We start from the raw sequence: 25,633 nt of genomic DNA on the forward strand, positions 1-25,633 counted from the left end.
GCCGCAGCGACGGGCGCCGCGGCGAATCACGAGTATGAGGCGGCGGACCGGCTCGCGCAAGGCCGCGAGCGCGCGCTGCGGGCGCCCCGGCGCTGGAGGCCCAATTGTTGCCCCGCGGGGGACCCCGGCCCTACGATGCCGGCGAGTGGCCGCCGCGCCCGGACGTTTTCAGCCTCCCGACCGCCCCTCCGACAAGGAGGGACCGCGGAGGGCGTTCGTCGTCGTGCTCGCGGGCGACCGCATGGGCGAGATGTTCGAGCTCGACCCCGCGTACACCACCATCGGCCGCGGGCTGACCGCGACGGTGCGGATCAACGACGAGGGAATCTCCCGCACCCACGCGGCCGTATCCGTCGACAAGGGCGTGTACTACCTCTCCGACGCGGGCTCGACCAACGGCACGTTCGCCAACGGCGACCGCGTCGACCGCCACCCGCTGCGCGAGGGCGACAAGATCCAGCTCGGGGCCGCCAGCGTGCTCCGCTTCACCTTCCACGAGGACACCGACGACGACCAGCAGCGCGAGCTGTACGAGTCGACGCTGCGCGACCGCCTCACCGGCCTGTTCGCCCGCGGGTACTTCCTCAACCGCCTCGAGAGCGACGTCGCCGTCGCCCTGCGCCACGGCAAGCCGCTGGCGCTGGTCCGCTTCGAGTTCGACCGCTTCGAGGGCGTGCGCGCGGCCGTCGGCGACGCCGCGGCCGACCATGTCCTCCGGACCATGTGCCTGACGATCGTCGAGAGCACCCGCAGCGACGACCTGCTGGCCCGCCTCGGCGACGAGGACTTCGCGTTCCTCTGCCGCGACGTCGACGCCATGCGCGCCTCCCGGGCGGCCCGGCGGCTGCGCGAGACGATCGCCGCGCGCGAGCTGCCCGGGGCCGAGTCGTCGCGCCTGACCCTCTCGCTCGGGGTCGCCGACCTGGCGCTGCTGCACGAGCCGACCGCCGAGGCGCTGATCAAGGCCGCCGAGTCGGCGCTGACGATCGCCCGCCGCGCCGGTGGCGACCGCGTCGAGATCTACGACCCCGAGAACGAGCCGACCCGGCTGGTCTAAGGAGCAGGTGATGCAACGCCCATCGATTCGCGGCCCGGTCGCCTTGCTCGTGCTGATGAGCCTGTCCTTCGGGGCATGTCGGGGCGAGTCGACGCCGCCGCTGTTCACCGGCGACCTCGGCAAGTCCGACGGCGAGCCCGACAAGAAGAAGGAGCCGCCGCCGGTCGCCGAGCCCGAGCGCAAGCTGTGGTTCTCCAGCGGACCTGGCCGCGACGCGATCCTCGCGCGCGAGCGGCAGAACTTCCCGGCCGCGATCAAGCTGCTCGACGAGGTGCTGCAAGACGGCGCGCTCGCGGCCGACGACCGCGGCGCGGCCTTGTGGCTGCGCGCGCTCGAGGACCTGCGGGCGCAGAAGTTCGCCGAGGGGGCCGCGCGCCTGGCCGAGGCTCGCACCGCGCCGGCTCTGGCCGCGGTCGGGCCGCGCCTGCGCCTGCTCGAGGCCCAGGCGTGGCTCGACGCCGGCATGCCCGACAAGGCCAAGGCGCCGCTCGCCGGGCTGGTCGAGGCCGCGGCCGGCAGCGCGATCGAGCCGGCCGCGACGATCACCGGCGCCGACGCCAAGGCGCGCACCGGCGACCGCGCCGGCGCGCTCGCGCAGTACGCCGGCTTCCTCGCCAAGTTCCCTGAGTCCGCGCGGCGGCACGAGGTGCGGGCCAAGCGGGCCCGGCTGCTGGCCGAGGGCGAGGCGCCGGACGATCTCCGCGAGGCGATCGAGCTCTACGAGAAGTTGCTGCTCGACGTGCCGCTGTCGGACTACGGCGCCGAGGCCGAGGAGCGGCTGCCGGCGCTGGCGCAGAAGGTCGGCCTGCGCCGCAGCTTCACCGAGGACCGCGACGCCACGCGTCAGCGCCAGCTGGCGAAGATCCGCGACCAGCTGGCGCGCAGCCGCTACGCCGGGGTCATCCGCGACGTCGACGAGTTCCTCGCGCTGCAGCCCCCCGACGCCGACCGCTGCGAGGCGCTGTTCCTCAAGGGCACGGCGATCTTCAAGCAGCGCAAGCGGGCCAAGTCGCGCCCGGTGTTCGAATCGTCCGCGGCGGCTTGCCGCAAGTCCGGACCTGGCCGTAAGGACACCCTCGTCAAGGCCCTCTACCAGGCCGGCCGCGGCCGCTACGCCGAGGGCGAGTACGAGCGCGCGGCCAAGCAGTTCACCGCGGTCGCCGACGAGTTCCCCGACCACAGCTACGCCGACGACTCGCTGCTGCTGGCCGGCGAGTCGTGGGCCGAGAAGAGCGACAAGCCGCGCGAGCGCCAGGCCTACGAGCGCATGCTGGCCGACTTCGGCAGCGGCGACATGGCCTTCGAGGCGCGGCGCCGGCTGCTGGTGCTGGCGCTGACGCAGGACCGCCCGGCCGACGCGCTCAAGCTGGCCGACGACGGCCTGACGCAGAAGGGCCTCGACCTGCGCGAGCGCGCCAAGCTGCACTACTTCCGCGGCCGCGGCCTGCACCGCCTCGGTCGCGCCGACGATGCAGTGGCCGCCTGGCTCGACGTCATCGCCACCGCGCCGCTCAGTTATCCTGGCCTTCAGGCCATGTCACGCCTGCGCGAGGCCGGCGACGAGCCGCTGGCGCGCGGGATCGCGGCGCTGTCGAAGTCGGCCGATCAGGCGGCAGTGCGCCTCGACCTGCCCGCCACACCGGCGGCCGAGCGCGCGCTCCTGCTGGCCCGCCTCGGCCTCGGCGACGAGGCCCGCGAGGAGCTCAGCGACGCCAAGATCGACGGCTGGCCCGCGGCCGCGGTGCTGGCCCAGGCCGGCCTGTACGGCGAGTCGCAGCGGCTGCTCGGCGCGCTCGGCAGCACCTGGCGGCAGAGCCCGCCGGCCGCCGCCAACCGCGAGCTGTGGACGATCGCCCACCCGCTCGCGTTCTCCGACCTCGTGCGCGCCGGCGAGGGGGCGCACCAGGTCCCGTGGTTTTTGACCTTCGCCATCATGCAGACCGAGAGCCGCTTCGAGCCCGGCGTGACGTCGTGGGCCGGCGCCCGCGGCCTCGTGCAGCTGATGCCGGCCACGGCTAAGGACCTCGCGCGCCAGGCCGGCGTCGACGGCTTCGACGAGGCCCGCCTCTACGACCCGTCGCTCAACCTCGACCTCGGCACGCTCTACCTCGGCAACCTCGTGCGCCGCTACGGCGGGGACGATGCCGCGGTGCCGCTGGCGATCCCCAGCTACAACGCGGGCGCCGGCGCGGTCGACAAGTGGCTCGAGAAGCGCAAGGACTGGGACTTCGACCTCTTCATCGAGGCCATCCCCTACGACGAGACCCGCGCCTACACGCAGTCGGTGCTCGAGCGCTGGCTCAGCTACCGCTGGCTGCACGCGCCCGCCGAGCTCACCGCCGACCAGCGCCTGCCCTACGTGCCGCTGACCCTGCCGAGCCGCGCGCGAGGCGTGTCGCCGGGCCCGGTCGACCACGGCTGAGGCGAGCCGCGTCGATGACGCGCACGCCGCACAGGTCGAAAGCCCTGTCGAGGCGGGCGCGCTCGGTCTGCTTCACCCGGACGTCGAAGCGGCCGTTATCACGGGTCCGTCGACAGCGGCCGCCGCTCGCTTGCCGGCTCGAGCGCTCGTTCCGTCCGGCCGCCTGCATATGTCACGAAGGACATGTTCGAGCGGGCATGCGCTCGAGAGCATGTCCTTTCACGCATGTTCTATAGGAGAACACGCGCGTCAGGTCGGCCGCGGCGAGGGCAGCTTCTTCGGCCCGGCGGCGCCTGGCGGCAGCGCGTGGTTGTCCTCGGCGAGCTTGCGCTCCATGCTGCGGATCTTCGCCGTCAAAAACGCCTCGGCGCCGGCGTACAGGCACACGAACGTCCACACCGGCGAGAGGTGGGTGATCCACGCGAGGCTCCACACCGCGAACACCAGCGAGGCGCGGCCGATGTCGCCGTTGAGCAGCTGACCGGTGCCGGGGAGGAACAGGCTGAGCAGGCCGGCGGTCGCGGGCAGGCGCGGCTCCTCGTCCTCGAACGGCACCAAAGCTGTCTCTGCGGACAGGCGGGCCAGCAGTGCGTGCTCGCCGAGCTCCTGCGCGGCCGCGCGGAACTCGGCCTCGAGCTCGCCCTTCGTCTCGGGCGTGACCCCGTAGCGGACCACCGAGCCGCCGCCGATCGCCACCAGCAGGCCGGCCTGGCGCATCGCCTCGAGCGCGTTCTCCACGTCCTGGCGCGGGGAGCCGAGCGCGTCGGCGGCCGAGGCGACGGTGAGGAAGTCGATCCGCGGGTCGGACAGCAGGCTCAAGATCCGCGCCGACAGCGGCGAATCGAGCGGGTCGGTCTCGCGGAACGGGGTCGTCTCGAGCGCCGCCGACTGGTCCCAGCCCACGCCGCGCCGCGCCAACGCTTGCGACTCCGAGGCCTCGCGGTCGGCCTCGAGCCCGCCGTCACGAGCGAGGTCGGGGCGCAGGCGACGCGCGGTGCCGAGGGGCCGGCGCCCCTTCGTGGGCCGGAGACGATTCATGAGAGCGCCAGAGTAGTCCGTCGTGAAGAGTTGTCACGGGCCGTCGCTCGCGCGGCCAGCCGCCTTCCGGTTCACCATAGCAAATGTCGCGGAGCGTCGCCGCCGGACGTGCGGAGGACGACAATTTCGGGCAGCTTCGCGCCGCGGGTGAGCTCGCCGACGCAGCCCGGCAGACGCGCAGCCCGGAGCCCCGTTCGAGCCCGCCCCGCTGCCGGCCTCGGGCCTCGCGCGGGCCCGCGGCCTCCGCCGCAGCGGCGATGCAGGTCCGAGCCGCGAGGAGCCTCGGCCGACGCGTCACATCTGCGACCATGTGGACGGAACTGCGCGCGGGTCGTCACAGCGAGATCTGGCGCGACAGCATGGTCCGGTCGCCGCCGTGAGAGGGCACGGCCCAGGTCGGGCGCGCCGCCTTCAGCGCGTCGCCCGCCGCGGGAAGCCCTTCCGACAGGTCCCAAACAACAGCCTCGACCGGGGCCTCACGGTCCAGCTCGAGCGTCACCACCACGCCCTCCGGCGGCGGCGCGACGATCCCGTAGACCTCACCGCCGGCGACGTACTTGCGCCGGTGCTCGGGATACGGGGGCAAGGCGACCCCGTTCATGGTCACCGCGCGCAGCCCTGCGGCCTCGGGTACGAACATCGCCATCACTCGCGCGCCGCGGGCCGACCGTACGCGCACGACCACCCGTCGACCTGAGCTCGGCGGCGGCTCGGCGTCCGTCACCGGCTCGACGACCGGCGGCGCGAGCTCGGGCGGCGGCGACCCGGCCGGCGCGACGAAGCTGGGCGACTCGTCGGTGTCCCACGTGAACGCGGGCCCGGCCGGACCGAACTGCGCGGCCGCCTGCAGCGTGGCCGGCAGCGGCGCGTCCGCGCCGACGATCCACCGCCCCACGCCGCTGTCGGCGTCGAGGTGGTACAGCAGGCTCAGGCGCCGCGGCCGCGCTTCAGTGTACGCGGGCGAGGTGACGGCGATCGCCGTGGCCCCGGCGCTGACGAGCGCGAGCGCCAGCACGAGCGGCCTGCGCAGGCACCCGAGGCCGAGCCACAGCGGCGCCAGCAGCGAGGCCAGCAGCGCCAGCACCCCCGCGGCCGCCGGCCCGAGGCCGAACACCGCCTCCACCCGCACCGCCGCCTGCAGCCACATCAGCGCCGGCAACGCCAGACCGAGAATGACGACCAGTCCGGAAGGCCATGTCCCCCACGACATGCCCGGTCGAACATGACCTAGACGACATGTCCAGAAAGCCAGTAATCCCGCGAGCAGCGCCGGCGGCAGCACGCCGACGCTCGCGCCGGGCAGGACGATCGCAGTGAGCGCGGCGATCACCGCCAGCCACAGCCACGGCCCGAGCCACAGCCACGCGCGGGCGGCCGCGTCGGCGCGCGCGAGCGGCCCGACCAGCGCCCCTCCTGCCGCCAGCACCGCCGTCCACAGCGCGACCCGGGCAGGCAGCGGGACCGCATGCCCGGCGACCTCGGCCGCGGTGAGCCAGGCGATCGCCGCCATCAAGCTGGCTCCCAGAGCCGCCGGTCCGCCGACCAGCGCGACGAAGCCGAGCCCGCGCGCGAGCCACGTCCGACGCGAGCCGCCGACCTCACGCGCGAGCCGACGCGCGACCGGAACCAGCAGCCCCAGCGCGAGCGCGGCGAGGCCGGGGATCCACAGCGTCCGCAGGTGCAACAACTTCGCGCCGAGCGCGTCGACGTAGACCCGCGAGCGCTCGGGCAACGCAGCGAGATCGGCCCCGGCCAGCGCCCGCACGGCCGCCAGCGCGGTGTCGCCGAGGTGCTGCACGCTCGCCGGGTCGAGGTTGGCCAGGCGATCGAGCGGGGTGTGGTAGTGGGCCTTGTCCTCGCCGAAGCCGAAGTCGAGCGCCGGCCAGCCCGCATTTTTGTAAACGGTGAAGTCGGTGTCGTAGGGCGTGAGCCCGTAGACGGCCCCGATCACGCTGGCCCCGAACGGCCGCGGCACGGCCTCGGCGATCGCGGCGATCAGGCCGTCGTTGTTCGCGGTGGTGCGCGTCAGCGAGGTGACGCCGCGGGTGCCGCCGGCGTCGAGGTTGATGACCGCGCCGATCGACGCGGCGCGCGGATGAGCGTCGACGAACGCCTGCGCGCCGAGCAGGCCCGACTCCTCGCCGTCGACCAGCACGAACACCACCGGGTTGCGCGGCCGCGGACCCGCGAGCAGGGCCCGTGCCACCTCGAACGAGGCGGCCACGCCCGAGCCGTCGTCGCCGGCGCCGGGCCCTGCCGCGACCGAGTCGTAGTGCGCCGAGACCAGCAGCGCCGGCCCCTCCTCGCGCCCCGGCAGCGCCGCGACCACGTTCCACACCCGCCCGCAGCCGGCGCTGCGCGGCCCGCAGGCGAAGCCCTCCTGGATCTCCGCCTGCACGCCGAGCGCGGCGAACTCGGCCAGCATCCGCTCGCGCAACGCCGCCGCCGCCGGCGAGCCGACCGGGTGCGGCGCGTCGTCGCCGATCAGCCGCCCCAGCCGCTCGAGCGCACGTGTCGCCGAGAACCTGTCCTCAGAGACATTTTTATCGAGAGCCGGCGGCGGCTCCAGCCGCGCCTGCACCAGCGCGAGCGCCCCGGCCAGCAGGCCCACCGCGGCGACGAACGCCGCCGCGCCGCGCAGCTCGGACCCCCGCTCGCCGGTCACCGTCACCCGCACATGCTACCAGCTCCTGCGAGGTAGCGAGGCCGCCGCGCCGCCGGTCGCAGCCACCGGGCCCATGCGACCGACTCTCGCGAAGCAGCGACGCCGACACCGTCTCTCGACAGGCATCAAGTCACATGTCCTTGAAGGACATGTCCTCGGCGACATGTCCTTCGACGCTACCGCTTGCGCCGCGCGGCGATGGCGGCCACGCTCGGCAGCACCAGGATCGCGGTCACGGCGGCGATGCCGATGCCGAACACCGCGAGCACCCCGATCCCGCGCAGGCCGCCGGAGTCGGCGATGCAGAACGCGCCGAAGCCCATCGCAGTGGTCGCAGTGGCCGCGCCGATGGCCGCGCCGGTCTCGCCGAGCGCGTGGGCGATCCCGCCGGCCTCGTGGCGCATGTTGCGGATGCGGTCGGTCAAGTACACCCCGTTGTCGACGCCGATGCCGAGGATCGCCGGCAAGATCGGGATGTTGAACAGGGTGAAGCGGACGCCCGCGGCCGCCATCAGGCCGACCAGCCACAGCATCCCGAGCAGCAGCGGCGCCAGCGTCCACAGCGTCCGCGGCAGCGAGCGGATCTGCGCCACCACGATCACCGCGATCAGCACCAGCGCCATCGCCAGCACCGTCGGCGCCTCGGACTGCATCAGCTTGTACATCAGCGCGTAGACCGTGGTCTCGCCGACGAACAGCGCGTCGTCCGACTGCAGGCCCTCGACGCCCTCGGTGTACTTGGCCGTCTCCTCCATGAACTTGAGGCCCATGGAGATGTCGGCCGCGTCGAAGTTGGGGTAGGCGTAGACCGCGAAGCGGCCGTCCTGGCTGTACACCTTGTCGCGGATCGCCGGCGGCAGGCGCTCCACCGTCACCGGCTCCGCCTTGAGCATGTTCCGCAGCCGGCGCGCGTCCTCGGGCGAGAGCCCCTCCTCGCCGTCCTCGCCGCCGCCGGCCGCGCGCTCCTCGAGCCGCTTCCACGTGCGCTCGGGGATGTCGGCGGTCATCGCCGCGATCGCGTCCTTGCGCTTGACCGGGTCGATCCACGCGTCGGGCAGGAGGTCGGGCGCGCCGAGCAGCTCTGCGACTACGGTACCTGTCCCATCAGCCAGGCGGTCGCTCTGCACCTGGCGCGCCTGCGTCAGCACCGCGCGCGCCTGGTCGAGCGTCGACACCACCAGCACTCCGGCGTGGATGTCCTTGCCGAAGATCTTGCTGATGAGGAACACCTCGGGCTTGTAGAGCGCGCGGGTGCGGGCCGACTGCAGCTCGCGCGTCGAGTTCTCGAACTCGGCCCTCGGCGCCATCACTGCCGCGCCGACGGTCAGCGCCGCCACCAGCGCGAGCATCAGCCCCGGGCGCGCCAGCACCACCCGCGTCAGCAGCCCGGGCCGCGAGTCGCCCGCCTGCGGCTCGCCGACCCGCTTGACGCCGACGAGGCACAGGATCGCCGGGTACACCGTGAGCATCGCCAGCAGGCACAGCGCCACGCCGAAGCCGGCGATCAGGCCGAACTCCTGGAACGCCGGGAACACCGAGCTCGCCATCACCGCGAACGCGCCGAGCGTGGTCGCCGAGGCGATCAGCAGCGGGCCGATCAGGTTGGCGAAGGCGCGGGCGATCGCCTCGCGGTCGCTGCCGCGGCCCAGCTCCTCGCGCACGCGCACGAGGAAGTGGATGCCGGCGTCGATGCCCATGCCGACCACCACGGTGGAGATCAGGCTGGTGATCGCGTTGAGCCGGCCGAGGACGATCTGAGTCAGCGCCATCGACCAGGTGACGCCGCAGATCAGCGGCACCAGCAGCGTCAGCACCGCGCGGCCCGAGCGGAACAGCAGGTAGAGGATCGCGATGACGCCGAGCACCCCGAACGCGCCGCTGCGCAGCATGTCGCGCTGGATCGTCTCGCGCTCCTCGGCCTTGATCGTGTACGGGCCGACGACGCTGTAGTGGATGCCCGAGTCGGCCCACGGCGCGCCCGGCTGGTTCACCACCTCGGCCACGTCGGCGCGGATCTGGTTCGACACCGCCGCGGCGAAGTCGAGGTCGCTCGACGGCTGGGTCGGGTGGATCAGCAGCACCAGCGCGGAGATGTCGTCGCGCTCGAAGTAGTCCTTGAAGCTGGTGCGGGCCAGCGCCGCGTCCTGCTTGCTGCGGATGAAGGTGCGCAGGGCCTTGGGCGCCTCGGGGTCGGGCTCGTCGAGGCACACGTCGGGCTCGGCGCGGCACAGCTCGTAGTGAGTCCACGCCTGGAAGTGCTCGTCGAGCGCCTCCATCTCGGGGTCGGTCAAGTAGTAGAGCGCGTGCTCGGCGAAGAAGTCGCTGCGCAGGCGGTACTCGACGTCGCGCACCAGCGGGCTCTTGCTCGCGCGCTCGGCGATCGCGTCGGCGAGCGCGTGGCGCTGCTCGGGCGAGCCCTCCTTGAGCACGACGTTGACGCTGCCGAGCGCGCCGAACGAGGTTTCGATGCGATCGATGCTGGCGAGGACCGGGTGCTCCTCCGGCAGCAGCGAGCGCAGGTCGCTGTCGACGCGCAGCAGCGACGCGATGTAGACGGAGACGACGGTGAGGACCAGCGCCAGCGCGAGCACCAGGCGGTGCTGCGCGAGGACCCATGCGATCCACCGTTCACGCAGGCGCTTGTGCGAGGCCTCGGACACGTCGGCGGCGAGTTCATCGGCGGTTGCGACATCGTCCGCGAGATGGACGCGAACGGCGAGCTCGAGGACAAGCTCAAGGCCGCCACCGCCGCGGCCTGAGCCCCTCGCGACCGCGGACCCGTCAGCCCGGCGGGTACGTGCAGACGCCGAACTTCATCATCTGCATCTCGGGGATGCCGATGTCCTCGCACGTCGAGCCCTCGGGGCAGTCGTCGTTGGCGATCACGCACAGCAGCGCGCAGATGTCGGCCATCTGGTCCATGTCGGTGTCGAAGGCGCAGATGGCCTGGACGTCCGGGTCGAGGCCGGGGGGCTGCGGGCACATGCCCTGGCCCGTGCACTTCGGGGCGCAGAACGAGCCCTGGATCTTGCCGCTGGTGCTGGTCGAGTCGACGCAGGCGGCGTTGCCGTCGCAGTCGACGTCGTTGGCCACGCTGCAGCTCTCGTAGGGGCCGGTCGACGGGATCACCGTCATCGTCGTCGTGCCGGCGGTCTCGGGCTCGCCGGTGGTGGTCGTCGTCGACGTCGTGCTCGTCGTGGTCGTGGTCTCCTCGGCGGTCGTCCCGGTGGTCGGCGTCGGACCGGTGGTGGGAATCGCCTCGGTGGCCGTCTCGCCGGTGGTGGTGGTCGTGGTCGTGTCCTCCCCGGTGGTGGTCGTCGTGCTCGTCCCTGGCGTCTCCGTCGCAGTTTCCGGCGCCGTCGTGGTGCCGTTGGTGGTGCTGTCCGTCGCCGAGGTCGCGGGTTCCTTTTCGTTACACGCGGCGAAAGCGAGCACCATGGAGAGAGAGAGAAGGGCGTTTGAGCGCATGAACCTAACTCCTGGAAGGGGCACGCGAGAGCGGCGATGCGTACCGCCTCTCGCGTTCCCGGTGTCAAGCGCTAGATACCTGGGGTTGAAATGTAGTCTCCGTGCATCTGCTCGCGCAGCGCCATGAAACAGCGGTCGGCGCGAGGTCTCACCCAGGCGATCGCGGAGGTGCGTGGTCAGCGAAACATCGGCTACGATGCAGGGCTGAGAGCAAAGAGGAACGAGACGATCATGATTCGCCTTCGAAGAGTGTTCGGTGTCACGAGCTTCGCGGTCGCGGGGTTCTTGTTCGGCTGCTTCGCAGAAGACAGCGGCGAGTGCAGCGCGGGCGCTCCCTGTCCGCGTCGCGGCGAGGCGTGCGACGACACGACCAATACGTGCGAGCTGCAGATGCTCGACGTCGACGGCACCGGGCCCAATCCCGCGCCCGCCGGCTTCACCGACACGCTGCCGTTCTTCCGCGGCACCGTGTGCGCGGCGACGAACGTCCAGCCCGGCGACAAGATCCCGGTGAAGATCGAGATGTGCGTCGATCCATGCGTGACGTCGAAGGGTCACAAGTTCAAGAGTCAGTACAAGTGCAACGGCACGGTCTGCGAGGCGGCGCTGGTGGTGTACCTGCCCGACGCCGTCGGCGCGAACTGCCCCGCCGCCGCGTTCGGCGAGTTCCCCAAGGCCAACTGCGAGTACGTCACGATCGAGGCCTCGGCGGGCCCGCTGTCGACCCAGAACACGGGCGCGATCACGGGCACGGGTACGCTCGAGCTGCCGTTCCTCACCAACGAGGACGCCAAGGAGATCAACGGCACCAACAACTACGACGCGGTGTGGCAGGTCATCTACAAGTACCCGCAGGACGCGGGGCGTGTGTTTCAGCTGTCGATGAATGCCAACAATCCGCCGGCGCCGCCGGACTGCAAGGACGCGGCGAAGTGTACTTGCAAGGAGATCGGCTTCTAGTGCTGCGGCAGCGCCAGGAAGGCCGCGCCGCCCGTCGCGGAGCGTCCGCATGAGCGGCGAGCGCCCCAGAGTCGGCCTCGTGCTGTCGGGCGGCGGAGCGCGCGGCGCCTACGAGGTCGGTGTCTTGCGTTACATCCGCGAGCGAATCCGCGGCGAGTGTCGCTTCGACATCATCACCGGCAGCAGCATCGGCGCGATCAACGGCGCCTACGTCGCCGCCACCGCCGACCGTCCGCGCGCGCAGGGGCGTCTGCTCGCGCGCGTGTGGACCGAGCTCGACCTCGACGAGGTGTGTCGATTCGGCTGGACGCAGATGCGCAGCCTGCCGCAGGTGCTGTTCGGCCGCACCGGCGACAAGGCGGGGCACGGGCAGCAGATCGGCGGACTCATCGATCCGCGCGCGATCCAGAACTTCGTGCGCGCGCGCCTGCCGTGGCGCGGGATCACCGATAACCTGCACCACGGTCACCTCTCGGCGGTCGCCTGCACCGCCACCGAGGTCGCGACCGGCACCGTCACCACCTTCGTGCAGACCGCCGACGGCAAGCTGCCGCAGCGCTGGCCCGAGAGTCAGCGGCAGAATGTGGTGCTCACGCCGATTACTGCCTCGCACGCGCTGGCGTCGGGGGCGATCCCGGTGCTGTTCCCGGCCGTGCGCGTCGGCGACCTGCTCTACGCCGACGGCGGCCTGCGGCAGCAGACGCCGCTGCGTCCGGCGATGCGGCTCGGCGCCACGCGGCTCCTGGTGGTCAGCCTGCGCCACACCCCCGGCGACGAGGAGGTGCGGCAGATCCGTCACGAGGCCGAGGGCACCTTCCCGAGCGCGATGTTCATGCTCGGCAAGGTGCTCAACGTGCTCCTGCTCGAGAAGGTCGAGGCCGACATCGATCGGGTGACGCGGATGAACCAGATCCTCGCCGCCGGCGCGCGCGAGTTCGGGCCCGACTTCGCCCAGCGGTTGGCGAACGGGATGCAGAAGGAGAAGAGCACCGAGTACGAATCGATCGACACGCTGCTGATCCGCCCGAGCCAGGACATCGGCCGAATCGCGTTCGAGACGGTCCGCCGCACCGGTCTCAGCCGCTACTCGGGGATCGTCGCTCGCCTGATCCGCTGGGCCGTGGCCGCCGACGACGCCCGTCAGGAGAGCGACCTGGCGTCGTACCTGCTGTTCGACCCCGACTACTGCCGTCAGCTCATCGAGCTCGGCTATCAAGACGCCGCCAGCCGCCACGCCGAGCTGATGGCGCTGTTCGATCGCTGACGATCTGTCCTGCGGGACAGGCGCTGCGAGCGGTCATTCGGCCGCTCGCGGTGACCGTGGGTCGAGGTCGACGACCTGTTCTTCGGGACAGGCCGCGCGAGCAGTCGGCTTACTTCGCCTTCTTCTTCTGCTTGGCGGCCTTCTTGGCGGCTTCCTTGTCGGCCTTGGCCTTGGCGGCGTCCTCGGCCTTGATGTGGGCCTCGATCTGCTGCTTGGCCGCGCACTGGCACAGGGTCGCGCCGCCGAACAGGTCCATGCAGGCGGCGGCGAGGTAGCGCAGGGTGCTGTCGGGGCAGAAGTGGCCGAGCATCGTGCCGCAGAACTGGCTCTGGCCGGCGTCGCTGCTCTGGCACTTGCACTTCGCCGGGTCGTTGAAGCAGCCCTCGCGGGCGAACTTGACGCCGGCGGGCTTCTCCTTGGCCGGCAGCGCGGTGGCCCGCTCGTTCTTGTAGAGCGCCTCTTCTTCGGCGGGGGAGACGGTCTGCGGCTCGCCGGCGCGGGCGAGCGGGGCGAGCGCGAGGGACAGCACGAGCGCGAGGGGGACGCGGCGGAGGCAGGACATCATGGACACCTCGGCGCCGAGGGTACCACGGGCGCCGGCCGAGCGGGCGCCCGCGAGAGCGCTTGCGCCCCGGCGCCGGGCCGTGCGATGCCCCGGGCATGCAGCACTCGTCCCACGACCACGCGGACCTCCAGGCCCGGATCGGCGAGGCGTTCGCCGATCGAACCTTGCTCAAAGACCAGGTGTACCGCGACGCCGTGGTGGCGACGATCGCCGAGCTCGACCGCGGCCAGCTCCGGGTCGCCACCCCGGGGGCGGCCGGCGAGCCGTGGACCGTCCACGCATGGGTCAAGCAGGCGATCCTCCTCTACTTCGCGGTCTGCGAGATGAAGACGATCGAGGTCGGGCCCTACGAGTATTTCGATAAAATGCCGCTCAAGCGCGACTGGGCCCGCGCGGGGGTGCGGGTGGTGCCGCCGGCGACCGCCCGCCACGGCAGCTTCATCGAGTCGGGCGCGGTGCTGATGCCGAGCTACGTCAACATCGGCGCCTATGTCGGCAGCGGGACGATGGTCGACACCTGGGCGACCGTCGGCAGCTGCGCGCAGATCGGTCGCAACGTCCACCTGTCGGGCGGCGTCGGCATCGGCGGAGTGCTCGAGCCGCCGGGCGCGACCCCGGTGATCGTCGAGGACGGCTGCTTCCTCGGCTCCCGCGCGATCGTCGTCGAGGGCGTCCACCTCGAGCGCGAGGTGGTGCTCGGCGCCAACGTCACGTTGACCGCGTCGACGCCGATCCTCGACGTCACCGGCCCCGAGCCCGTGACCTACAAGGGCCGCGTCCCCGCCCGCTCCGTCGTGGTGCCCGGCACCCGCCCGAAGCGCTTCCCCGCCGGCGAATTTCAGATCGCCTGCGCACTCATCATCGGCCGCCGCAAGGAGAGCACCGACGAGCGCACCAGCCTGAACCAGGCGCTGCGCGAGTTCGACGTGCCGGTTTGAGCTTCAAAAACATGTCCGCAAGGGCATGTCCTCCGGAGCATGCTCCGGAGGACATGTCCCGAGCTACACGCCGGCGCGGGCAGCTCAGCGGACGTTCTTCTTCGGCCACAGCCGCGAGTTCCGCATCGCCTGCTGCACGTCAATTTTAAACGTCTCGCGCTCGTCGCGGCTGGTCAGCTGGACCAGCGCGTCGACCAGCACGGGGAACGTGTAGGGCGACGGGTTGACCATCAGCAGCCACTCGCGGATCTGCTCGCGCATCATCACGCCGGCCTCGCCGGCCGTCTTGCCGCCGCGGATGAGGTACGAGGTGAACACGTTCTGGACCTCGCGGAGGACCGGGCCGAGCTCGCCGAGCATCAGGCGGTCGACCTCGTCCTCGGGCTCGGTCATCGGCGCGGAGCCGGCCGACATGCTGCTCTCGGCGGACGAGCTGCCGATCGTCGAGCGGAGCCCGGCGAGCCTGGTCTTCAGGACAGCGCGCACCGAGGGCTGGGCCGAGTCGCGCTCGAGCATGATGGTGAGCGTCGCCTCCTCGCGGACGGGGACGATCATCATGCGGGCGGTGTGGAAGGTGATCAGCAGCTCCTCGATGGGCGAGCCGACGGTGGCCGAGGCGACGACCATGCGCCGGACGGTCTTGGCGATGTCGGTCGCGGTGGCGGCGTCGAAGTTGCTCTCGCTGGCGGTGTAACCGCCGTCGACGGTCGCCACCAGCGAGCCGCGGACGCCGGGGAGCCGGTCGAGTTCCTCGAGGAGGCTGACTAGCTGGCGATTCGGCTCGGCGCTCATCGTTTGGTATCGACTCCCATAATCGCGTCGCGGATGGCCTCCGGGTCATGTCCCGGCGCGATGGACAGCACCGCCGAGGTCGCCCCCATGCCGACCATGATCATTTGTTGGCCGCTGGCCGAGCGGGCGATCACGCCGTCGAACACGTGATAGCCGAGGGTGCGGGCGATTCGGGCGGCGCCACGCATGTAGAAGCCGGCGAGCGTGACGACGGTGCTGTTGTTGCGCATGTCCTCGGCGATCACCTTGCCGGTGCTCGAGATGATCGCCACGCCGTTGACGCCCTCGAACTGCCAGAACTGGCCGAGCATCAGCTCGCGCGTCTCCGGATCTTCGAGCAGGTCGACGGTGTTGGCCTTCTTGATCGGCCGGGCGTCGTTCCGCGCCGGCTGAGCCGCGGGGCCGCGGGCTGCGGCGGAATTGGGGCCCGGCGGGATCGTCGTGGTGCGCACGGCCGGGATCGAGGTCGGGGTGGCGCGCGCCGGCACTGCGGGGATCGAGGCCGGAGTGGCGCGCACCGGCACCGAGGCCGGGGTGGCGCGCAGGGCCGGCACCGAGGTCGGCGTGCCGCGAGCGGGCGTCGGCGTCGCGGGCTGGGCCACGCGGCGCTCGAGCGTCTGCACGCGGCGGCGCAGCACCGGCACGCCGTCGTTCGACGGCTCGGGCGACCGCTCGCCGGAGCGCTCGGACGACCGCTCGGGGAGGCGCTCGCCGGAGCGCTCGGACGACCGCTCCGGCGCGCGCGACGGCGGCGGCTTCGCGCTGGGCGTCTCGATCTCATCGTCGTCCTGCGGCAGCGTCAGGTCGTCGATGCGGGCGATCGCCGAGTCGGCCACGCTCGCCATGTCGAAGTCGTCCGGCCGCACGTCGGAGGCCCGACGCAGACCGCTGCCGCCGTGCGACGGCTGGCTCGGCTGCGACGACGGCGGGGCCGAGCGCGCAGGCGAGGTCGCCGGCTTCGGCATCGGCGCTCGCGTCGGTCTCGCCTCGGCGACGGGACGCGGCGGCGGCGTCGGCTCCGGTTCGGGCGGCGGCGGAGCGGCGCGCGGCTTCTCCTCCTCGCGCTCCTCGACCGTCTCGTCGGTCTGGCCGAGGATGCCCTCGTCGGCCTGGCGCGCGGCCTCCATGAGAAGGTGCATGCTCGAGCGGACGATCGTGCGAGCGGGCGGCGAGCGGAACAGGTTCTCGCGGAAGCTGCCGCGGCCGACCGACAGCATCTTGTAGAACGCCTGCTCGCCGCGAATCTCGCCCCACTGCGCGTGGACGATGTCGCCGTGCTCGATCCACAGGTAGCCGGTGCCCGCGTGCGTCGTCAGCACCACGGCCTTGTCGCGGCCCGAGCCGGCGACCATCTGCACGTAGTCGAAGAACTCGACCTCGATCTGGTTGCCGTAGAAGCCCTTGCGGACCCCGCAGGCCTCGATCGCCTTGACGAGCTTGTCGAGGTCGATCGGCTTCTCGACGATCCGCACCGAGCCGCCGCCCTCGTACTGCCCGCGGAACTCCGGGCTCAGCGCCTCGACGATCAGCACCACCGGGATCGACGGGAAGTAGCTGCCGAGCCACTGCAGCAGCTCGGCGCCGTCGCCCGAGGTCGTGTGCAGGTCGCACAGCACGACGTCGAACAGCTCGCGGCGCAGGCGATCGATCGCCTCGCGTGAGCCGCTCGCCGAGGCCGCGACGTGCCCCTCGTGCTTCAGCCGACGCTCGATCGCCGCCTGCAAGAGCATGTCGTCGACCACGACGAGGGTGTGGATCACGGCGGACGACTTCGGCTTGGCGTTCTGCGGCACGCGGCTCCCTATCTTACTCTGCGCGCCCTTGCGACAGGGCTTTTATGCAACCTAGGACCGGCCTCGGGCCCCGTGCGCTCGGGCCATAGTGAATCCACCATGTTTTCGAGGCTCCAATCCGGCAAACTGGATCGGTTTTGAACTCTTCAAGGCCGGCCGAGGAGCCAGCAAGTGTAGCTCCCCGCGACTGCAAGGGGTGTGAAGCGCCCCACGAAGTGGACTGGCGTTCGGTGCAACCGGGGGGCGTGATCGCGCGCAAACGATGTTATCTTCCGCATAATACAAAACGATGTTCAGATTCGGTGACTGTTCTTTTTGGATGCCGCCTTACAAAATCGTCCTTCCCTGTCCCCAGGCCTTGGCCTATCCTGCCGCCATGCGCCTCATCCTCGAAGATCTGAATCTGAATGCCGCCGAACGTATGCTGTGCGTGGAAGCGCTCAACGCCGCCGGTAGCATCGTCGAAGCCGCTCAGCTGCTTGGAATCACCCGCCACGCCCTCAAGCGTCGCATTATCAAGCACCGCATCGAGTGGCCCCGCCCGAACAGCACCGTGGCGAGCGATTCCGCGGCGGTAAGCGCTTCGGCTAGCTGACCTCCCGGGCCTCGGAGCCTCCTCACCTCCGAAGCCCCAGCCAGCGCGTGACCCCCGGTCACGCGCTGTTTTCATTTAAGCGGGCTGATCGGCGCGAAGTGCCCCGATTCCGCGTCCTGCGCACGTTTCCGGCGTGGCGCGATCGGCAGGTCGGAGCCCGGCGGGCGGCCTTCGGGGCGCTCGGGAGATCTCACGGGGATCTCGCCCAGCTTTCTCCGGATCCCACAGTGCAGGTGTCGTTTCGCCATTCTGGCCCGGTCGGGCGAGCGCACGGCGGGAGAGCCATGTTCGCCAGGATGGGCGAACCCGCGCGGGCGGCGAGCGATGTTTGGAAGGTTTGTTCGAGCTCCGCGACTGCGCGAAGGAGCGCGCCGGCGGTTCATTGTGAAGTGAAAAGGCAGTTTTACTTCACTGCAATTCGGGTGAGCTTGAACAACAGTCCGGCTCGCTGACGAAGGGCGGAAACCCTACGTACCGAGGGGTCGAATCGCGCATCCCGCCACCCGAACCCCACGAACCAGCGCTCAGACACGCGCTGGCTGATTCACCAGCCCCCCGACGACCTCAGAGGTCCGGGTCGTCGTCGTCGCTCAAGATCTCCGCTTGTGCGCGCTCGATCTGCTCCGCGAGCGAACGCAACGCCTCCTGCACCTCCGGCGCGGCGTCGGGCACGCAGAGCTCAGGGCGTCGCAACAACTCGAGGACACTCGTCCATCCGGACAAGAAGGCCGCGAGCTGCGGCCCGCTCAGCCCCTCCGTGCGACCGAGGAGCAACTGTTGGACGAGCATGTGGAGCGGTAACGCGGGCAAACCTGCACCAGCTTAAACCCGGTCCGCGTGCGACGCCAAAAAACCACATGCCGCGTGGAGACGGCCCCCGCTTCGACTATGGTTCTCGCCGTGAACGACCACGAACGCCGGCTCGCGAGCGTCGTCGAGGGGGTCCTCGAGTCGTACCGCGACCACGGGAACATCAACCACATCGACGGCAACAACCTGCCCGCCCGCAGCGAGGTCTCGGAGCTGCTCGACGACGTGCTGTCGATCGTGTTCCCGGGCTACTTCAACTACGAGCCGCTCGACGACCTGACCGTCCGGTACTTCGTGGGAGCCCGCTGCGCCAGGATCTTGCGCCGCCTCGAGCAGGTCGTCACCCGCTCGCTCGCCGTCGATTGCACGGGCCGCCGGCCGGTCGACGAGATCGCCCGGGCCGCCCACGAGCACGCGCTCGAGCTGCTTCAGGCGATCCCGTCGATCCGCGCCGCCCTCGCCGCCGACGTCCAGGCCGCCCTCGCCGGCGACCCGGCCGCCTGCAGCGACGCCGAGATCATCATGAGCTACCCCGGGGTGACGGCGATCGCAGGCCACCGGATCGCCCATCACCTCTACCAGCGGCGCGTGCCGCTGCTGCCCCGCATGATCGCGGAGATCTTGCACAGCCGCACGGGCATCGACATCCACCCCGGCGCGACCATCGGCCGCAGCTTCTTCATCGACCACGGCACCGGCGTGGTGATCGGCGAGACGTCGGTGATCGGCAACCGCGTGAAGCTCTATCAGGGCGTCACCCTCGGCGCGCTCTCGGTCAAGTCGCGCGAGGCCGGACGCAAGGTCCAGCGCCACCCGACGATCGAAGACGATGTCACGGTGTACGCCGGCGCCACCATCCTCGGCGGCGACACTGTGATCGGCCGCGGCTCGACCATCGGCGGCAACGTGTGGCTCACCCGCAGCGTGCCCCCGGGCACCACCGTGGTCCTCGATACGCCCACGCTCCGCTTCTTCGCCCTCAACGGCGAGAAGAACGGGCTGGAGAAGAACGCGCTGGAGAAGAGCGTGCTGGAGAAGAGCGCGCTCGAGAAGAGCGCGCTGGAGAAGCACGGAGACAAGTCCGGAGCGCCCTGAACGCTCGCCGCGGCGAGGACGCGATTGACCGGGCCTGCGCGGCGCGCCCACGCGGGTTCGGCATGCAGACTGGCACTAAAGAGCGGGTGCTGGACGCGTTCTGTCGCAAGGAGCTCCCGATTCTCCGCCAGCTCGGCCTCGCAACCTGAACGCCGCCGCGAGACGACCGCACGCAGAGAGACGCGCCGAGACGCGTGCGAGGGCTCTGTCGCCGCGAGGCAGCCGCGATCCGCGTCTGTCTCGAAGGACATGTCCGATGCGACATGTCCTCTTCAAACCTTTCGCTTCGGCTAGCTCTCGGTCTCGCGCGGGCGCAGGCGGATCCGGCCGGTCAGGGCGTCGCGGACGATGCCCTTGGTGTCTTCATCGAAGTTGCCGGTGACGATCGAGCGCATGTAGGCGCGCTCGGTCGGCTCGCTGGCGGCCCAGCGCAGCGACTTGCCCTTGAGGCGGCCGAAGTTGAACACCGGCTCGTTGTCGCGCCAGATGAAGCGGCGGGCGCCGTCGACGTAGCCGGCGCTGGTGATGTTGGAGACCTCGTGCAGGGCCTCGATCTCGAGGCCGAGCTCGCCGTAGCGCTCGAGCTGGCCGGCGAACACCTCGAGCGTGGCGATCGTGTCGGCCTCGGCGCCGTGGGCGTCGACGAACTCTTTCTCGCAGTAGAAGCGCATCGCCGCGGTGAGGTTGCGCGGCTCCTTCTGGTGGTAGATGACCTGGGCGTCGATGACGCGCACGCCGGACAGGTCGAAGCCCTTGCCGACGCGGGCGAACTCGTTCTGCATCACCCGGACGTCGAAGCGGCCGATGTTGAAGCCGGCGAGGTCACAGCCGCGGAGGTAGCTGAGCAGCTCCTCGGCGATCTGGCCGAACGTCGGCTTGTCGGCGACGTCGTCGTTGGTGATGCCGTGGATCTCGCTGGCCTCGATCGGGATCCGCACGCCGGGGTTGATCCGCCAGGTGCGCGGCGGCTCGACCCCGCGCTCGGCGCTGAGGCGGATCATCGAGATCTCGACCACTCGATCGAGCGCCGGGTCGGTGCCCGTGGTCTCGGTGTCGAAGAAGATGAGCGGCCGCTTGAGTCCGCGGAGGAACTCGGCGAAGCGCGGACCGAGCTGTTCCACCGTCGGGATGGGCATGCGTGGACTGAGCATGGCGACGCGTGGGGTTATACCCGGAACTTTCGGCGGCGGGAGGTGGGCTTCTGATCTGGCTCAGACCAAGTCCGCCGGCGCGCGGCGCACTCGCGCGGCGCTAGGGGACGATCTCCAGCACGGTCTTGCCGACCGAACGCCCCGACTCGAGCAGGCGGTGGGCGGCCTGAACCTGGTCCCAGGGCATGGTGGTGGTGCGCGTGCCCAGCAAGACCCCCTGGTCGAGGAGGTCGGCGACCCGCGCCAGGATCGCTCCCTGGCGCGACGGGGCGGCCGCGAAGAGGGGGCGGGTGAACATGTACTCGAAGGAGATGTGACCGCGCTTGCGGAACAGCGGACCGAGGTCGAGCGGACCGCTCGGGGCGACGATCCCGCAGACGTGGCCGAACGGCCGCACGACCTCGAGCACCTGCGGCAGGTTCTGCGTCGGCTGGACGGTGTTGAGCACGAAGTCGACGCCGTCGTCGCCGACCTCCCGGAGCTGGTCGAGGAGCGGCTTCGTGTGGTCGATCACCGCGTCGGCGCCCAGCTTGCGGCACCACGCGGCGCTCTCCTCCCGCGAGGCGGTGGCGACCACGCGGAGGCCGCACACCTGGCGCGCGATCTGGATGGCCATCGAGCCCACGCCTCCGGCGCCGCCGACGACCAGCAAGGTGCGCGCGTGCTCGCTGCTGCGATCGGTGGGGGTGACCCCCATGTTCTCGACCAGCGCCTCCCAGGCAGTGAGGGCGGTCAGCGGAATCGCGGCGGCGTCGCTGTGCGACAGGGTTTTGGGGCGATGCGCGACGATCCGCTCGTCGACGGCGACGTACTCGGCGTACGAGCCGGGACGGGCGACGTTGCCCGCGAAGTAGACCTCGTCACCGAGGCGGAAGTGCTCGACGTCGCCGCCGACCGCGGTGACGACGCCGCTGGCGTCCCAGCCGAGGATCAGCGGCGGCGACGGAACAGGACTGCCCGCCGAGGCGCCGCGCCGGACCTTGGTGTCGACCGGGTTGGTGGCGGTGGCGTGGACGCGCACGACGAGGTCGCGCGGGCCCGGCTCCGGCTCGGGGACGTCGACGAAGGCCTGCAGGACCTCGGGGCCGCCGAAGATGGTCTGACCGATCGCTCTCATGGGTCGAGCTTGATCGCGCCGCTCGCAGCGCTGCCACCGCTACCGGCGGGCTTCGGCTCGGGCGAGGTCGGCCGCGCGGCGTTGGTGATCGGGCGCCCGGCCTTCCTGGCGGCCTTCTCGGCGGCCCGTCGCTTGCGCAGCATGAGCTCGGCCTTGCGGGCGATCCGGTGGCTCTTGCGATCCTTGGCGAGCGACTCGAGCTCGGGCAGCCAGATGATGCCCTCCGGATCGATCTGCTCGAGCGCGAGGAAGGCCTGCAGCCGGACCTCGCGCTCGTCGTCGCTGAGCGCCTTGACGAGGACGTCGCGCGACTTGGGCAGGCGCAGCATGCCGAGCGCCTGGACGGCGGCGGCGCGCAGGTCCCAGTCGGCGTCGAAGGTGCTCGAGTAGAGCTCGGGGAACAGCTCCTCGCCGTTGCGCGCGAACCCGGCGGTGCGCGCGGCGGCGATGTTGACCTCGGAGTCCTCGTCCTTGAAGCCGCGCCGCAGGCCGTCGACGTTGTAGGGCGCGCCGGCGTAGCGCATGACCTGGACCAGCTGCTTGCGCACCTTCGGCGAGGCGTCGAGCGCGACCAAGGCGGCGGCGCCCTCCTGCCAGTCACCGCCGGTCAGCGGCAGCGCCTCGACGAGGGCGCAGCGGACCTTGATCGGATCCTGGCTCTGCAGCAACCTGCGCAAAAGGACAGGCGCGACCTTGGGGTCCTGCAGCTCGCCGGGCGAGAAGAACACGGCGTCCTCGACCTTGCGATCCGGCTGCAGCTGCTCGAGGCGAGTGAGCCGGGCCGGGTCGGCGGTCTGCATGGCAGCGACGCCGATGGCGACGCGGTCGCGCCAGTCGACCCGCAGCTCGGCGGTGCCGGAAGTGGCGGCTGGCCCTGAGGACAGGTTCTTTGAAGCCGCCGGCGCACCCGGCGAGGCGGGCGCGACAGTCGTCGCGGTGCGCGTGAGTCCGGGCGCGACGGGCGCAGCGAACGCGAGGGCGGCGACGGTGAAGGCGAGGACGATGGCCATCGCCCCCCAGCGTGAAGAAGCGTGCCGAGGCGTGCAAGCGCGCGGCACCTTCGCCGGCTTTCCGCCCCAGATCGGGGCTCCGTGAGAATTCCGGCTCTAGACCTCAAGGCGTCCGCCGCGCTTGTCTCCAGGCCTCAGGCGAGGGCGAAAAGCCGCACATGAGCGACTTCGCCCTGTCTTTTAAAACATGTCGAAGAGGGCATGTCCCGAGGTGCCCGGTCAAGTGTCCGGCTTTGGATCTTGCCACGCGACGAGAGTCGCTCGGACAGAGAGTGCCGGAGCAGACCCTCAGGCAGACGCGGAGTTTAAAAAACAAGAGCCGCGTGCCTCGACGGTGATGCTCTCTCGGTGATGAGCCGTGAGCGCTCGAGCTCGCGTCCGTGAGGCCGCGAGAGCGTGCGAGGTCTGAGTTCTGGTCTCGGGTTTGCGAGGACGCGTGATCGCTGGAGGACGCGTCACCGTGGACGCGTCGCGGGCACTCCAGTCGCGCGGAGATCCGTGCTCACCGCTCGATCAGGGCGGCGGGATGTCGGCGAGGAAGGCGTCGATGTCGGCGGGGGTGGTGGCGAAGCTGCACATCAGGCGAGCGCGCGCGCCGACGGGGGTGGCGAACGGGTAGTAGGCGTGGCCGCGGTTGCGCAGGCGACGGTCTACGGCGGGAGGCAGGTCGACGAACACCGCGTTGGACTCGCGCGGGAAGGCGGGCGTGAGGCCGCGGATCCGCAGGCCCGCGGCCAGGCGCTCGGCCATCGTCGCGGCGACGGTCGCGTGGCGGACCCACGCGCCGTGGGCGAGCACGCGGTTGAACTGGCCCGAGACGTAGCGGTGTTTGCTCAGCAGGTGGCCGGTCGACTTGCGCAAGAACGGCAGGCGCTCGGCGGCCCGGGCCGCGGCGGGTGAGTGACCGGTGAACAGCACCACCGCCTCGCCGATCGCCAGGCCGGCCTTGGTGCCGCCGAAGGAGAGCGCGTCGACGCCGGCGTCGACGGTGAGCGCGCGGCAGGCTGCCTCTTCGGACAGGTCGAGCGTGCGCATGACGTGGGCCACGGCCTGGCTGAAGCGCGCGCCGTCGACGTGGACGCGGAAGCCGTGCTCGTGGGCCAGGCGGCACAGCGCCGCCAGCTCGGCCGGGGCGTAGACGGTGCCGAGCTCGGTCGGGTTCGACAGGGTGAGCACGCCGGGCGCGGGCTCGTGGACGTCGCCGCGGCGACCGACGAGGTGCGGCAAGAGGTCCTGGGGGGCGAGGCGGGTCGGGTCGGCGCCGGGCTCGATCGGCGTCGTGCGACACATGGTGATGCGCTCGGGCGCGGTCGACTCGTCCTCGTTGTAGTGGCTGTAGCGGTGGCACAGGACCCGCTGCCACGGCTCCGTCAACGCGGCGATCGCCAGGGTGTTGGCGGCCGTGCCGGTGGCGACGAAGAACACCGCCGCGCGGGCCTCGGCGCCGAACAGGGCCGCGACCCTGGTCGCGGACTTGCTGGTGACGTCGTCGCCGCCGTAGGCGACCGCGTCGCCCTGCGCCGCCTCGACCAACGCCGCCAGCGCCTCCGGGACCAGGCCTGCGTTGTTGTCGGAGCGGAAGTTCGTCATGCTGTCCTTCAGGTCATGTCCTGCCGAGCAAGTACTCGAGACCGGAGCTTGCTGTCCCTGGGGACATAAATGGCGCCGGCCAGGGCAGCCGGCGCCGCCGCGACGACGGGCAGGCTGTCCTCCAGGGCATGTCGTGGCGGCCAGGTGAGCGGCTCGCGGCGGGGCGCGGCGGCGCGGACCAGGTCGATGACGGGGAACGGACGGAAGTTCGCCATGTTGCGGTTCATGTCGAGGCAACCAGGTAGGTCAACCAGATCTCCTGGTTCTGCTCGTGGGCGATCTCGCGGTACTCGGTCGCGCCGTCCTCTTCGTCGGTGTACTCCCAGAACACCCGCGGCGCGGCGAAGCCGGCCTCTTCGAGGAGGTCGCGCAGCTCGGGCACCGTCCACACGCGCCAGCGGTAGGCGAACGCGGGCTCGATGCGCGAGCCGTCGGGGAAGGCGAAGCTGATCGAGCAGCGCGCGGTGTGGTCGAGCGGGTTGAACTCGCTGTGGTCCCACAGGTACGAGAAGCCGTCGTACTCGCGGCGCTCGTGGTAGTCGGCCACGGCCTCGGTGCCGCCGATGCAGTCGAGCACGAACAGGCCGCGCGGGCGCAGCGAGCGGCGGACGTTGCGGAAGTAGGCGAGCAGCTGCTGGCGCGAGGGCAGCAGGAAGTAGCTGAAGTTGAGGGCGCAGACGACGTCGGCCCGGGACTCGTTCGGGGCGAGGACGTCGGCGTGGACCAGCTCGATGCGGTTGGCGATGGTGGGGCCGGCGGGGCCGAGGTTGTGGCGGCGGGCCCAGGCGAGCGCCTCGGTGTCGAGGTCGACGCCGATCGACCGGCGCTGGGGGCCGCGCTTGGCCCACTCGGTGGCCAGCAGCGCGGTGCCGCAGAAGTCCTCCTTGAGCACCTTGGGCTTGACGCCGCGCATCTCGCTGTAGACGCGCTCGATGAATTCGATGTTGTCGACGGGGGCGTTGACTGCCTCTTGATAGAGAGCGAAGCGGTCGGCCTGTTCGGCGAGGGTGTGCTTGCGGGCGGTGGAGCGGCTGGCCATGAGGCTTTGAGGAGCGCGGGAAGCTAGCACACCCGCGGGTCCGACCGCTACGCCGCCGCCGAGCTGTGCGGGCGCTCCGTGCTGCGGGTCGCTTCACGCGTCACGACTCGATGTTCGCTGCGAGTCGTCGTCATCGCGTGTCCGCTGCGTGCGGCCGGGCCGTCGCGTTCGCCTCGTGCGGAGGCTCCGACTTCGCGGCTCGCCGACGGATGTCGCGTTCGTGCGGAGGCTCCGTCGGGCCCGCTTCGTGCGCAGGCTTTCGCT

21 protein-coding genes are annotated in these 25,633 nt (G+C 71.1%); 7 read left to right on the plus strand and 14 right to left on the minus strand.

Annotated elements, in window-relative coordinates; genetic code table 11:
• Window positions 1–145: 145 nt before the first annotated feature.
• Both OV090_RS24145 and OV090_RS24150 read left to right on the plus strand, forming a co-directional pair.
• Window positions 146–1,057: a diguanylate cyclase gene (locus OV090_RS24145; protein ID WP_267706665.1), complete on the plus strand. Its 912-nt coding sequence runs from the start codon at window positions 146–148 to the stop codon at window positions 1,055–1,057.
• Between the two features lie 10 nt (window positions 1,058–1,067).
• The gene (locus OV090_RS24150; RefSeq protein WP_267706667.1) at window positions 1,068–3,479 is read left to right on the plus strand and encodes a transglycosylase SLT domain-containing protein; all 2,412 of its coding nucleotides are present in this window, start codon (window positions 1,068–1,070) and stop codon (window positions 3,477–3,479) included.
• A gap of 249 nt (window positions 3,480–3,728) precedes the next feature.
• On the opposite strand, the gene OV090_RS24155 is transcribed toward OV090_RS24150, so the two are convergent.
• The 4 genes from OV090_RS24155 to OV090_RS24170 all read right to left on the minus strand — a co-directional run bounded on the left by OV090_RS24155 (window position 3,729) and on the right by OV090_RS24170 (window position 10,620).
• A complete protein-coding gene (locus OV090_RS24155; protein WP_267706669.1) occupies window positions 3,729–4,517 on the minus strand; it encodes a hypothetical protein in 789 nt (262 codons plus the stop codon).
• Window positions 4,518–4,851: 334 nt separating this feature from the next.
• Window positions 4,852–7,188, minus strand: coding sequence for a M20/M25/M40 family metallo-hydrolase (locus tag OV090_RS24160; protein WP_267706671.1), 2,337 nt, complete (start codon window positions 7,186–7,188; stop codon window positions 4,852–4,854).
• 170 nt (window positions 7,189–7,358) lie between these two features.
• On the minus strand, window positions 7,359–9,842 hold the full coding sequence (locus tag OV090_RS24165; protein ID WP_267706673.1) for an MMPL family transporter: 2,484 nt from the start codon (window positions 9,840–9,842) through the stop codon (window positions 7,359–7,361).
• A gap of 121 nt (window positions 9,843–9,963) precedes the next feature.
• Window positions 9,964–10,620, minus strand: coding sequence for a hypothetical protein (locus OV090_RS24170; RefSeq protein WP_267706675.1), 657 nt, complete (start codon window positions 10,618–10,620; stop codon window positions 9,964–9,966).
• Window positions 10,621–10,881: 261 nt separating this feature from the next.
• Here OV090_RS24170 and OV090_RS24175 point away from each other — a divergent pair, with 261 nt between their 5' ends.
• Both OV090_RS24175 and OV090_RS24180 read left to right on the plus strand, forming a co-directional pair.
• Complete coding sequence (locus tag OV090_RS24175; RefSeq protein WP_267706677.1) at window positions 10,882–11,610, plus strand: hypothetical protein; 729 nt, start codon at window positions 10,882–10,884, stop codon at window positions 11,608–11,610.
• 49 nt (window positions 11,611–11,659) lie between these two features.
• Entirely contained in the window at window positions 11,660–12,874 is a 1,215-nt protein-coding gene (locus tag OV090_RS24180) for a patatin-like phospholipase family protein (RefSeq protein WP_267706679.1), read from the plus strand.
• A gap of 109 nt (window positions 12,875–12,983) precedes the next feature.
• Here OV090_RS24180 and OV090_RS24185 read toward each other — a convergent pair whose 3' ends face one another.
• On the minus strand, window positions 12,984–13,439 hold the full coding sequence (locus OV090_RS24185) for a hypothetical protein (RefSeq protein ID WP_096329197.1): 456 nt from the start codon (window positions 13,437–13,439) through the stop codon (window positions 12,984–12,986).
• Window positions 13,440–13,534: 95 nt separating this feature from the next.
• On the opposite strand from OV090_RS24185, the gene OV090_RS24190 reads away from it, so the two are divergent.
• On the plus strand, window positions 13,535–14,377 hold the full coding sequence (locus OV090_RS24190; protein WP_267706683.1) for a 2,3,4,5-tetrahydropyridine-2,6-dicarboxylate N-succinyltransferase: 843 nt from the start codon (window positions 13,535–13,537) through the stop codon (window positions 14,375–14,377).
• Window positions 14,378–14,461: 84 nt separating this feature from the next.
• Here the strand turns inward: OV090_RS24190 and OV090_RS24195 are convergent, their stop codons facing one another.
• Together OV090_RS24195 and OV090_RS24200 are read right to left on the minus strand one after the other, a co-directional pair.
• Entirely contained in the window at window positions 14,462–15,169 is a 708-nt protein-coding gene (locus OV090_RS24195) for a roadblock/LC7 domain-containing protein (protein ID WP_267706685.1), read from the minus strand.
• A complete protein-coding gene (locus OV090_RS24200) occupies window positions 15,166–16,962 on the minus strand; it encodes a response regulator (RefSeq protein ID WP_267706686.1) in 1,797 nt (598 codons plus the stop codon). The genes OV090_RS24195 and OV090_RS24200 overlap by 4 nt, the downstream gene beginning before the upstream one ends.
• Before the next feature lie 376 nt (window positions 16,963–17,338).
• Here OV090_RS24200 and OV090_RS24205 point away from each other — a divergent pair, with 376 nt between their 5' ends.
• Window positions 17,339–17,557 (plus strand): helix-turn-helix domain-containing protein, encoded by a 219-nt coding sequence (locus OV090_RS24205; protein WP_267706689.1) that lies wholly within the window; start codon window positions 17,339–17,341, stop codon window positions 17,555–17,557.
• 564 nt (window positions 17,558–18,121) lie between these two features.
• Here OV090_RS24205 and OV090_RS24210 read toward each other — a convergent pair.
• Window positions 18,122–18,346 carry a hypothetical protein gene (locus OV090_RS24210; RefSeq protein WP_267706691.1) on the minus strand — a complete coding sequence of 75 codons (225 nt, stop codon included), beginning with the start codon at window positions 18,344–18,346 and terminating at the stop codon, window positions 18,122–18,124.
• Window positions 18,347–18,457: 111 nt separating this feature from the next.
• On the opposite strand from OV090_RS24210, the gene epsC reads away from it, so the two are divergent.
• A complete protein-coding gene (epsC, locus tag OV090_RS50860; RefSeq protein WP_267706694.1) occupies window positions 18,458–19,462 on the plus strand; it encodes a serine O-acetyltransferase EpsC in 1,005 nt (334 codons plus the stop codon).
• Window positions 19,463–19,752: 290 nt separating this feature from the next.
• On the opposite strand, the gene OV090_RS24220 is transcribed toward epsC, so the two are convergent.
• The 6 genes from OV090_RS24220 to OV090_RS24245 form a co-directional block, all read right to left on the minus strand.
• Complete coding sequence (locus OV090_RS24220; protein ID WP_267706695.1) at window positions 19,753–20,598, minus strand: 3'-5' exonuclease; 846 nt, start codon at window positions 20,596–20,598, stop codon at window positions 19,753–19,755.
• 115 nt (window positions 20,599–20,713) lie between these two features.
• Window positions 20,714–21,730: a zinc-binding alcohol dehydrogenase family protein gene (locus OV090_RS24225; RefSeq protein ID WP_267706696.1), complete on the minus strand. Its 1,017-nt coding sequence runs from the start codon at window positions 21,728–21,730 to the stop codon at window positions 20,714–20,716.
• On the minus strand, window positions 21,727–22,740 hold the full coding sequence (locus tag OV090_RS24230) for a HEAT repeat domain-containing protein (RefSeq protein WP_267706697.1): 1,014 nt from the start codon (window positions 22,738–22,740) through the stop codon (window positions 21,727–21,729). The genes OV090_RS24225 and OV090_RS24230 overlap by 4 nt, the downstream gene beginning before the upstream one ends.
• Before the next feature lie 513 nt (window positions 22,741–23,253).
• Window positions 23,254–24,330: an aminotransferase class I/II-fold pyridoxal phosphate-dependent enzyme gene (locus OV090_RS24235; protein WP_267706698.1), complete on the minus strand. Its 1,077-nt coding sequence runs from the start codon at window positions 24,328–24,330 to the stop codon at window positions 23,254–23,256.
• An 8-nt stretch (window positions 24,331–24,338) separates the two neighbouring features.
• Window positions 24,339–24,557 (minus strand): hypothetical protein, encoded by a 219-nt coding sequence (locus tag OV090_RS24240; RefSeq protein WP_267706699.1) that lies wholly within the window; start codon window positions 24,555–24,557, stop codon window positions 24,339–24,341.
• Window positions 24,554–25,369, minus strand: a complete 816-nt coding sequence (locus OV090_RS24245) for a class I SAM-dependent methyltransferase (protein ID WP_267706700.1) — start codon at window positions 25,367–25,369, stop codon at window positions 24,554–24,556. Before OV090_RS24245 ends, OV090_RS24240 begins: the two co-directional genes overlap by 4 nt.
• Window positions 25,370–25,633: the final 264 nt, after the last annotated feature.

The organism is Nannocystis sp. RBIL2, from assembly GCF_026626745.1.
Classification (GTDB): Bacteria; Myxococcota_A; Polyangia; order Nannocystales; family Nannocystaceae; genus Nannocystis.

What these genes read in the sequence shown, in the direction of transcription:
- OV090_RS24220 (WP_267706695.1), bottom strand. Translation starts at nt 20,598, where the DNA reads ATGCCCATCCCGACGGTGGAACAGCTCGGTCCGCGCTTCGCCGAGTTC.
- OV090_RS24230 (WP_267706697.1), bottom strand. Translation starts at nt 22,740, where the DNA reads ATGGCCATCGTCCTCGCCTTCACCGTCGCCGCCCTCGCGTTCGCTGCG.
- OV090_RS24210 (WP_267706691.1), bottom strand. Translation starts at nt 18,346, where the DNA reads ATGCTCGTCCAACAGTTGCTCCTCGGTCGCACGGAGGGGCTGAGCGGG.
- OV090_RS24175 (WP_267706677.1), top strand. Translation starts at nt 10,882, where the DNA reads ATGATTCGCCTTCGAAGAGTGTTCGGTGTCACGAGCTTCGCGGTCGCG.
- OV090_RS24245 (WP_267706700.1), bottom strand. Translation starts at nt 25,369, where the DNA reads ATGGCCAGCCGCTCCACCGCCCGCAAGCACACCCTCGCCGAACAGGCC.
- OV090_RS24155 (WP_267706669.1), bottom strand. Translation starts at nt 4,517, where the DNA reads ATGAATCGTCTCCGGCCCACGAAGGGGCGCCGGCCCCTCGGCACCGCG.
- OV090_RS24240 (WP_267706699.1), bottom strand. Translation starts at nt 24,557, where the DNA reads ATGAACCGCAACATGGCGAACTTCCGTCCGTTCCCCGTCATCGACCTG.
- OV090_RS24150 (WP_267706667.1), top strand. Translation starts at nt 1,068, where the DNA reads ATGCAACGCCCATCGATTCGCGGCCCGGTCGCCTTGCTCGTGCTGATG.
- OV090_RS24180 (WP_267706679.1), top strand. Translation starts at nt 11,660, where the DNA reads ATGAGCGGCGAGCGCCCCAGAGTCGGCCTCGTGCTGTCGGGCGGCGGA.
- OV090_RS24185 (WP_096329197.1), bottom strand. Translation starts at nt 13,439, where the DNA reads ATGATGTCCTGCCTCCGCCGCGTCCCCCTCGCGCTCGTGCTGTCCCTC.
- OV090_RS24170 (WP_267706675.1), bottom strand. Translation starts at nt 10,620, where the DNA reads ATGGTGCTCGCTTTCGCCGCGTGTAACGAAAAGGAACCCGCGACCTCG.
- OV090_RS24225 (WP_267706696.1), bottom strand. Translation starts at nt 21,730, where the DNA reads ATGAGAGCGATCGGTCAGACCATCTTCGGCGGCCCCGAGGTCCTGCAG.
- OV090_RS24235 (WP_267706698.1), bottom strand. Translation starts at nt 24,330, where the DNA reads ATGACGAACTTCCGCTCCGACAACAACGCAGGCCTGGTCCCGGAGGCG.
- OV090_RS24205 (WP_267706689.1), top strand. Translation starts at nt 17,339, where the DNA reads ATGCGCCTCATCCTCGAAGATCTGAATCTGAATGCCGCCGAACGTATG.
- OV090_RS24190 (WP_267706683.1), top strand. Translation starts at nt 13,535, where the DNA reads ATGCAGCACTCGTCCCACGACCACGCGGACCTCCAGGCCCGGATCGGC.
- OV090_RS24195 (WP_267706685.1), bottom strand. Translation starts at nt 15,169, where the DNA reads ATGAGCGCCGAGCCGAATCGCCAGCTAGTCAGCCTCCTCGAGGAACTC.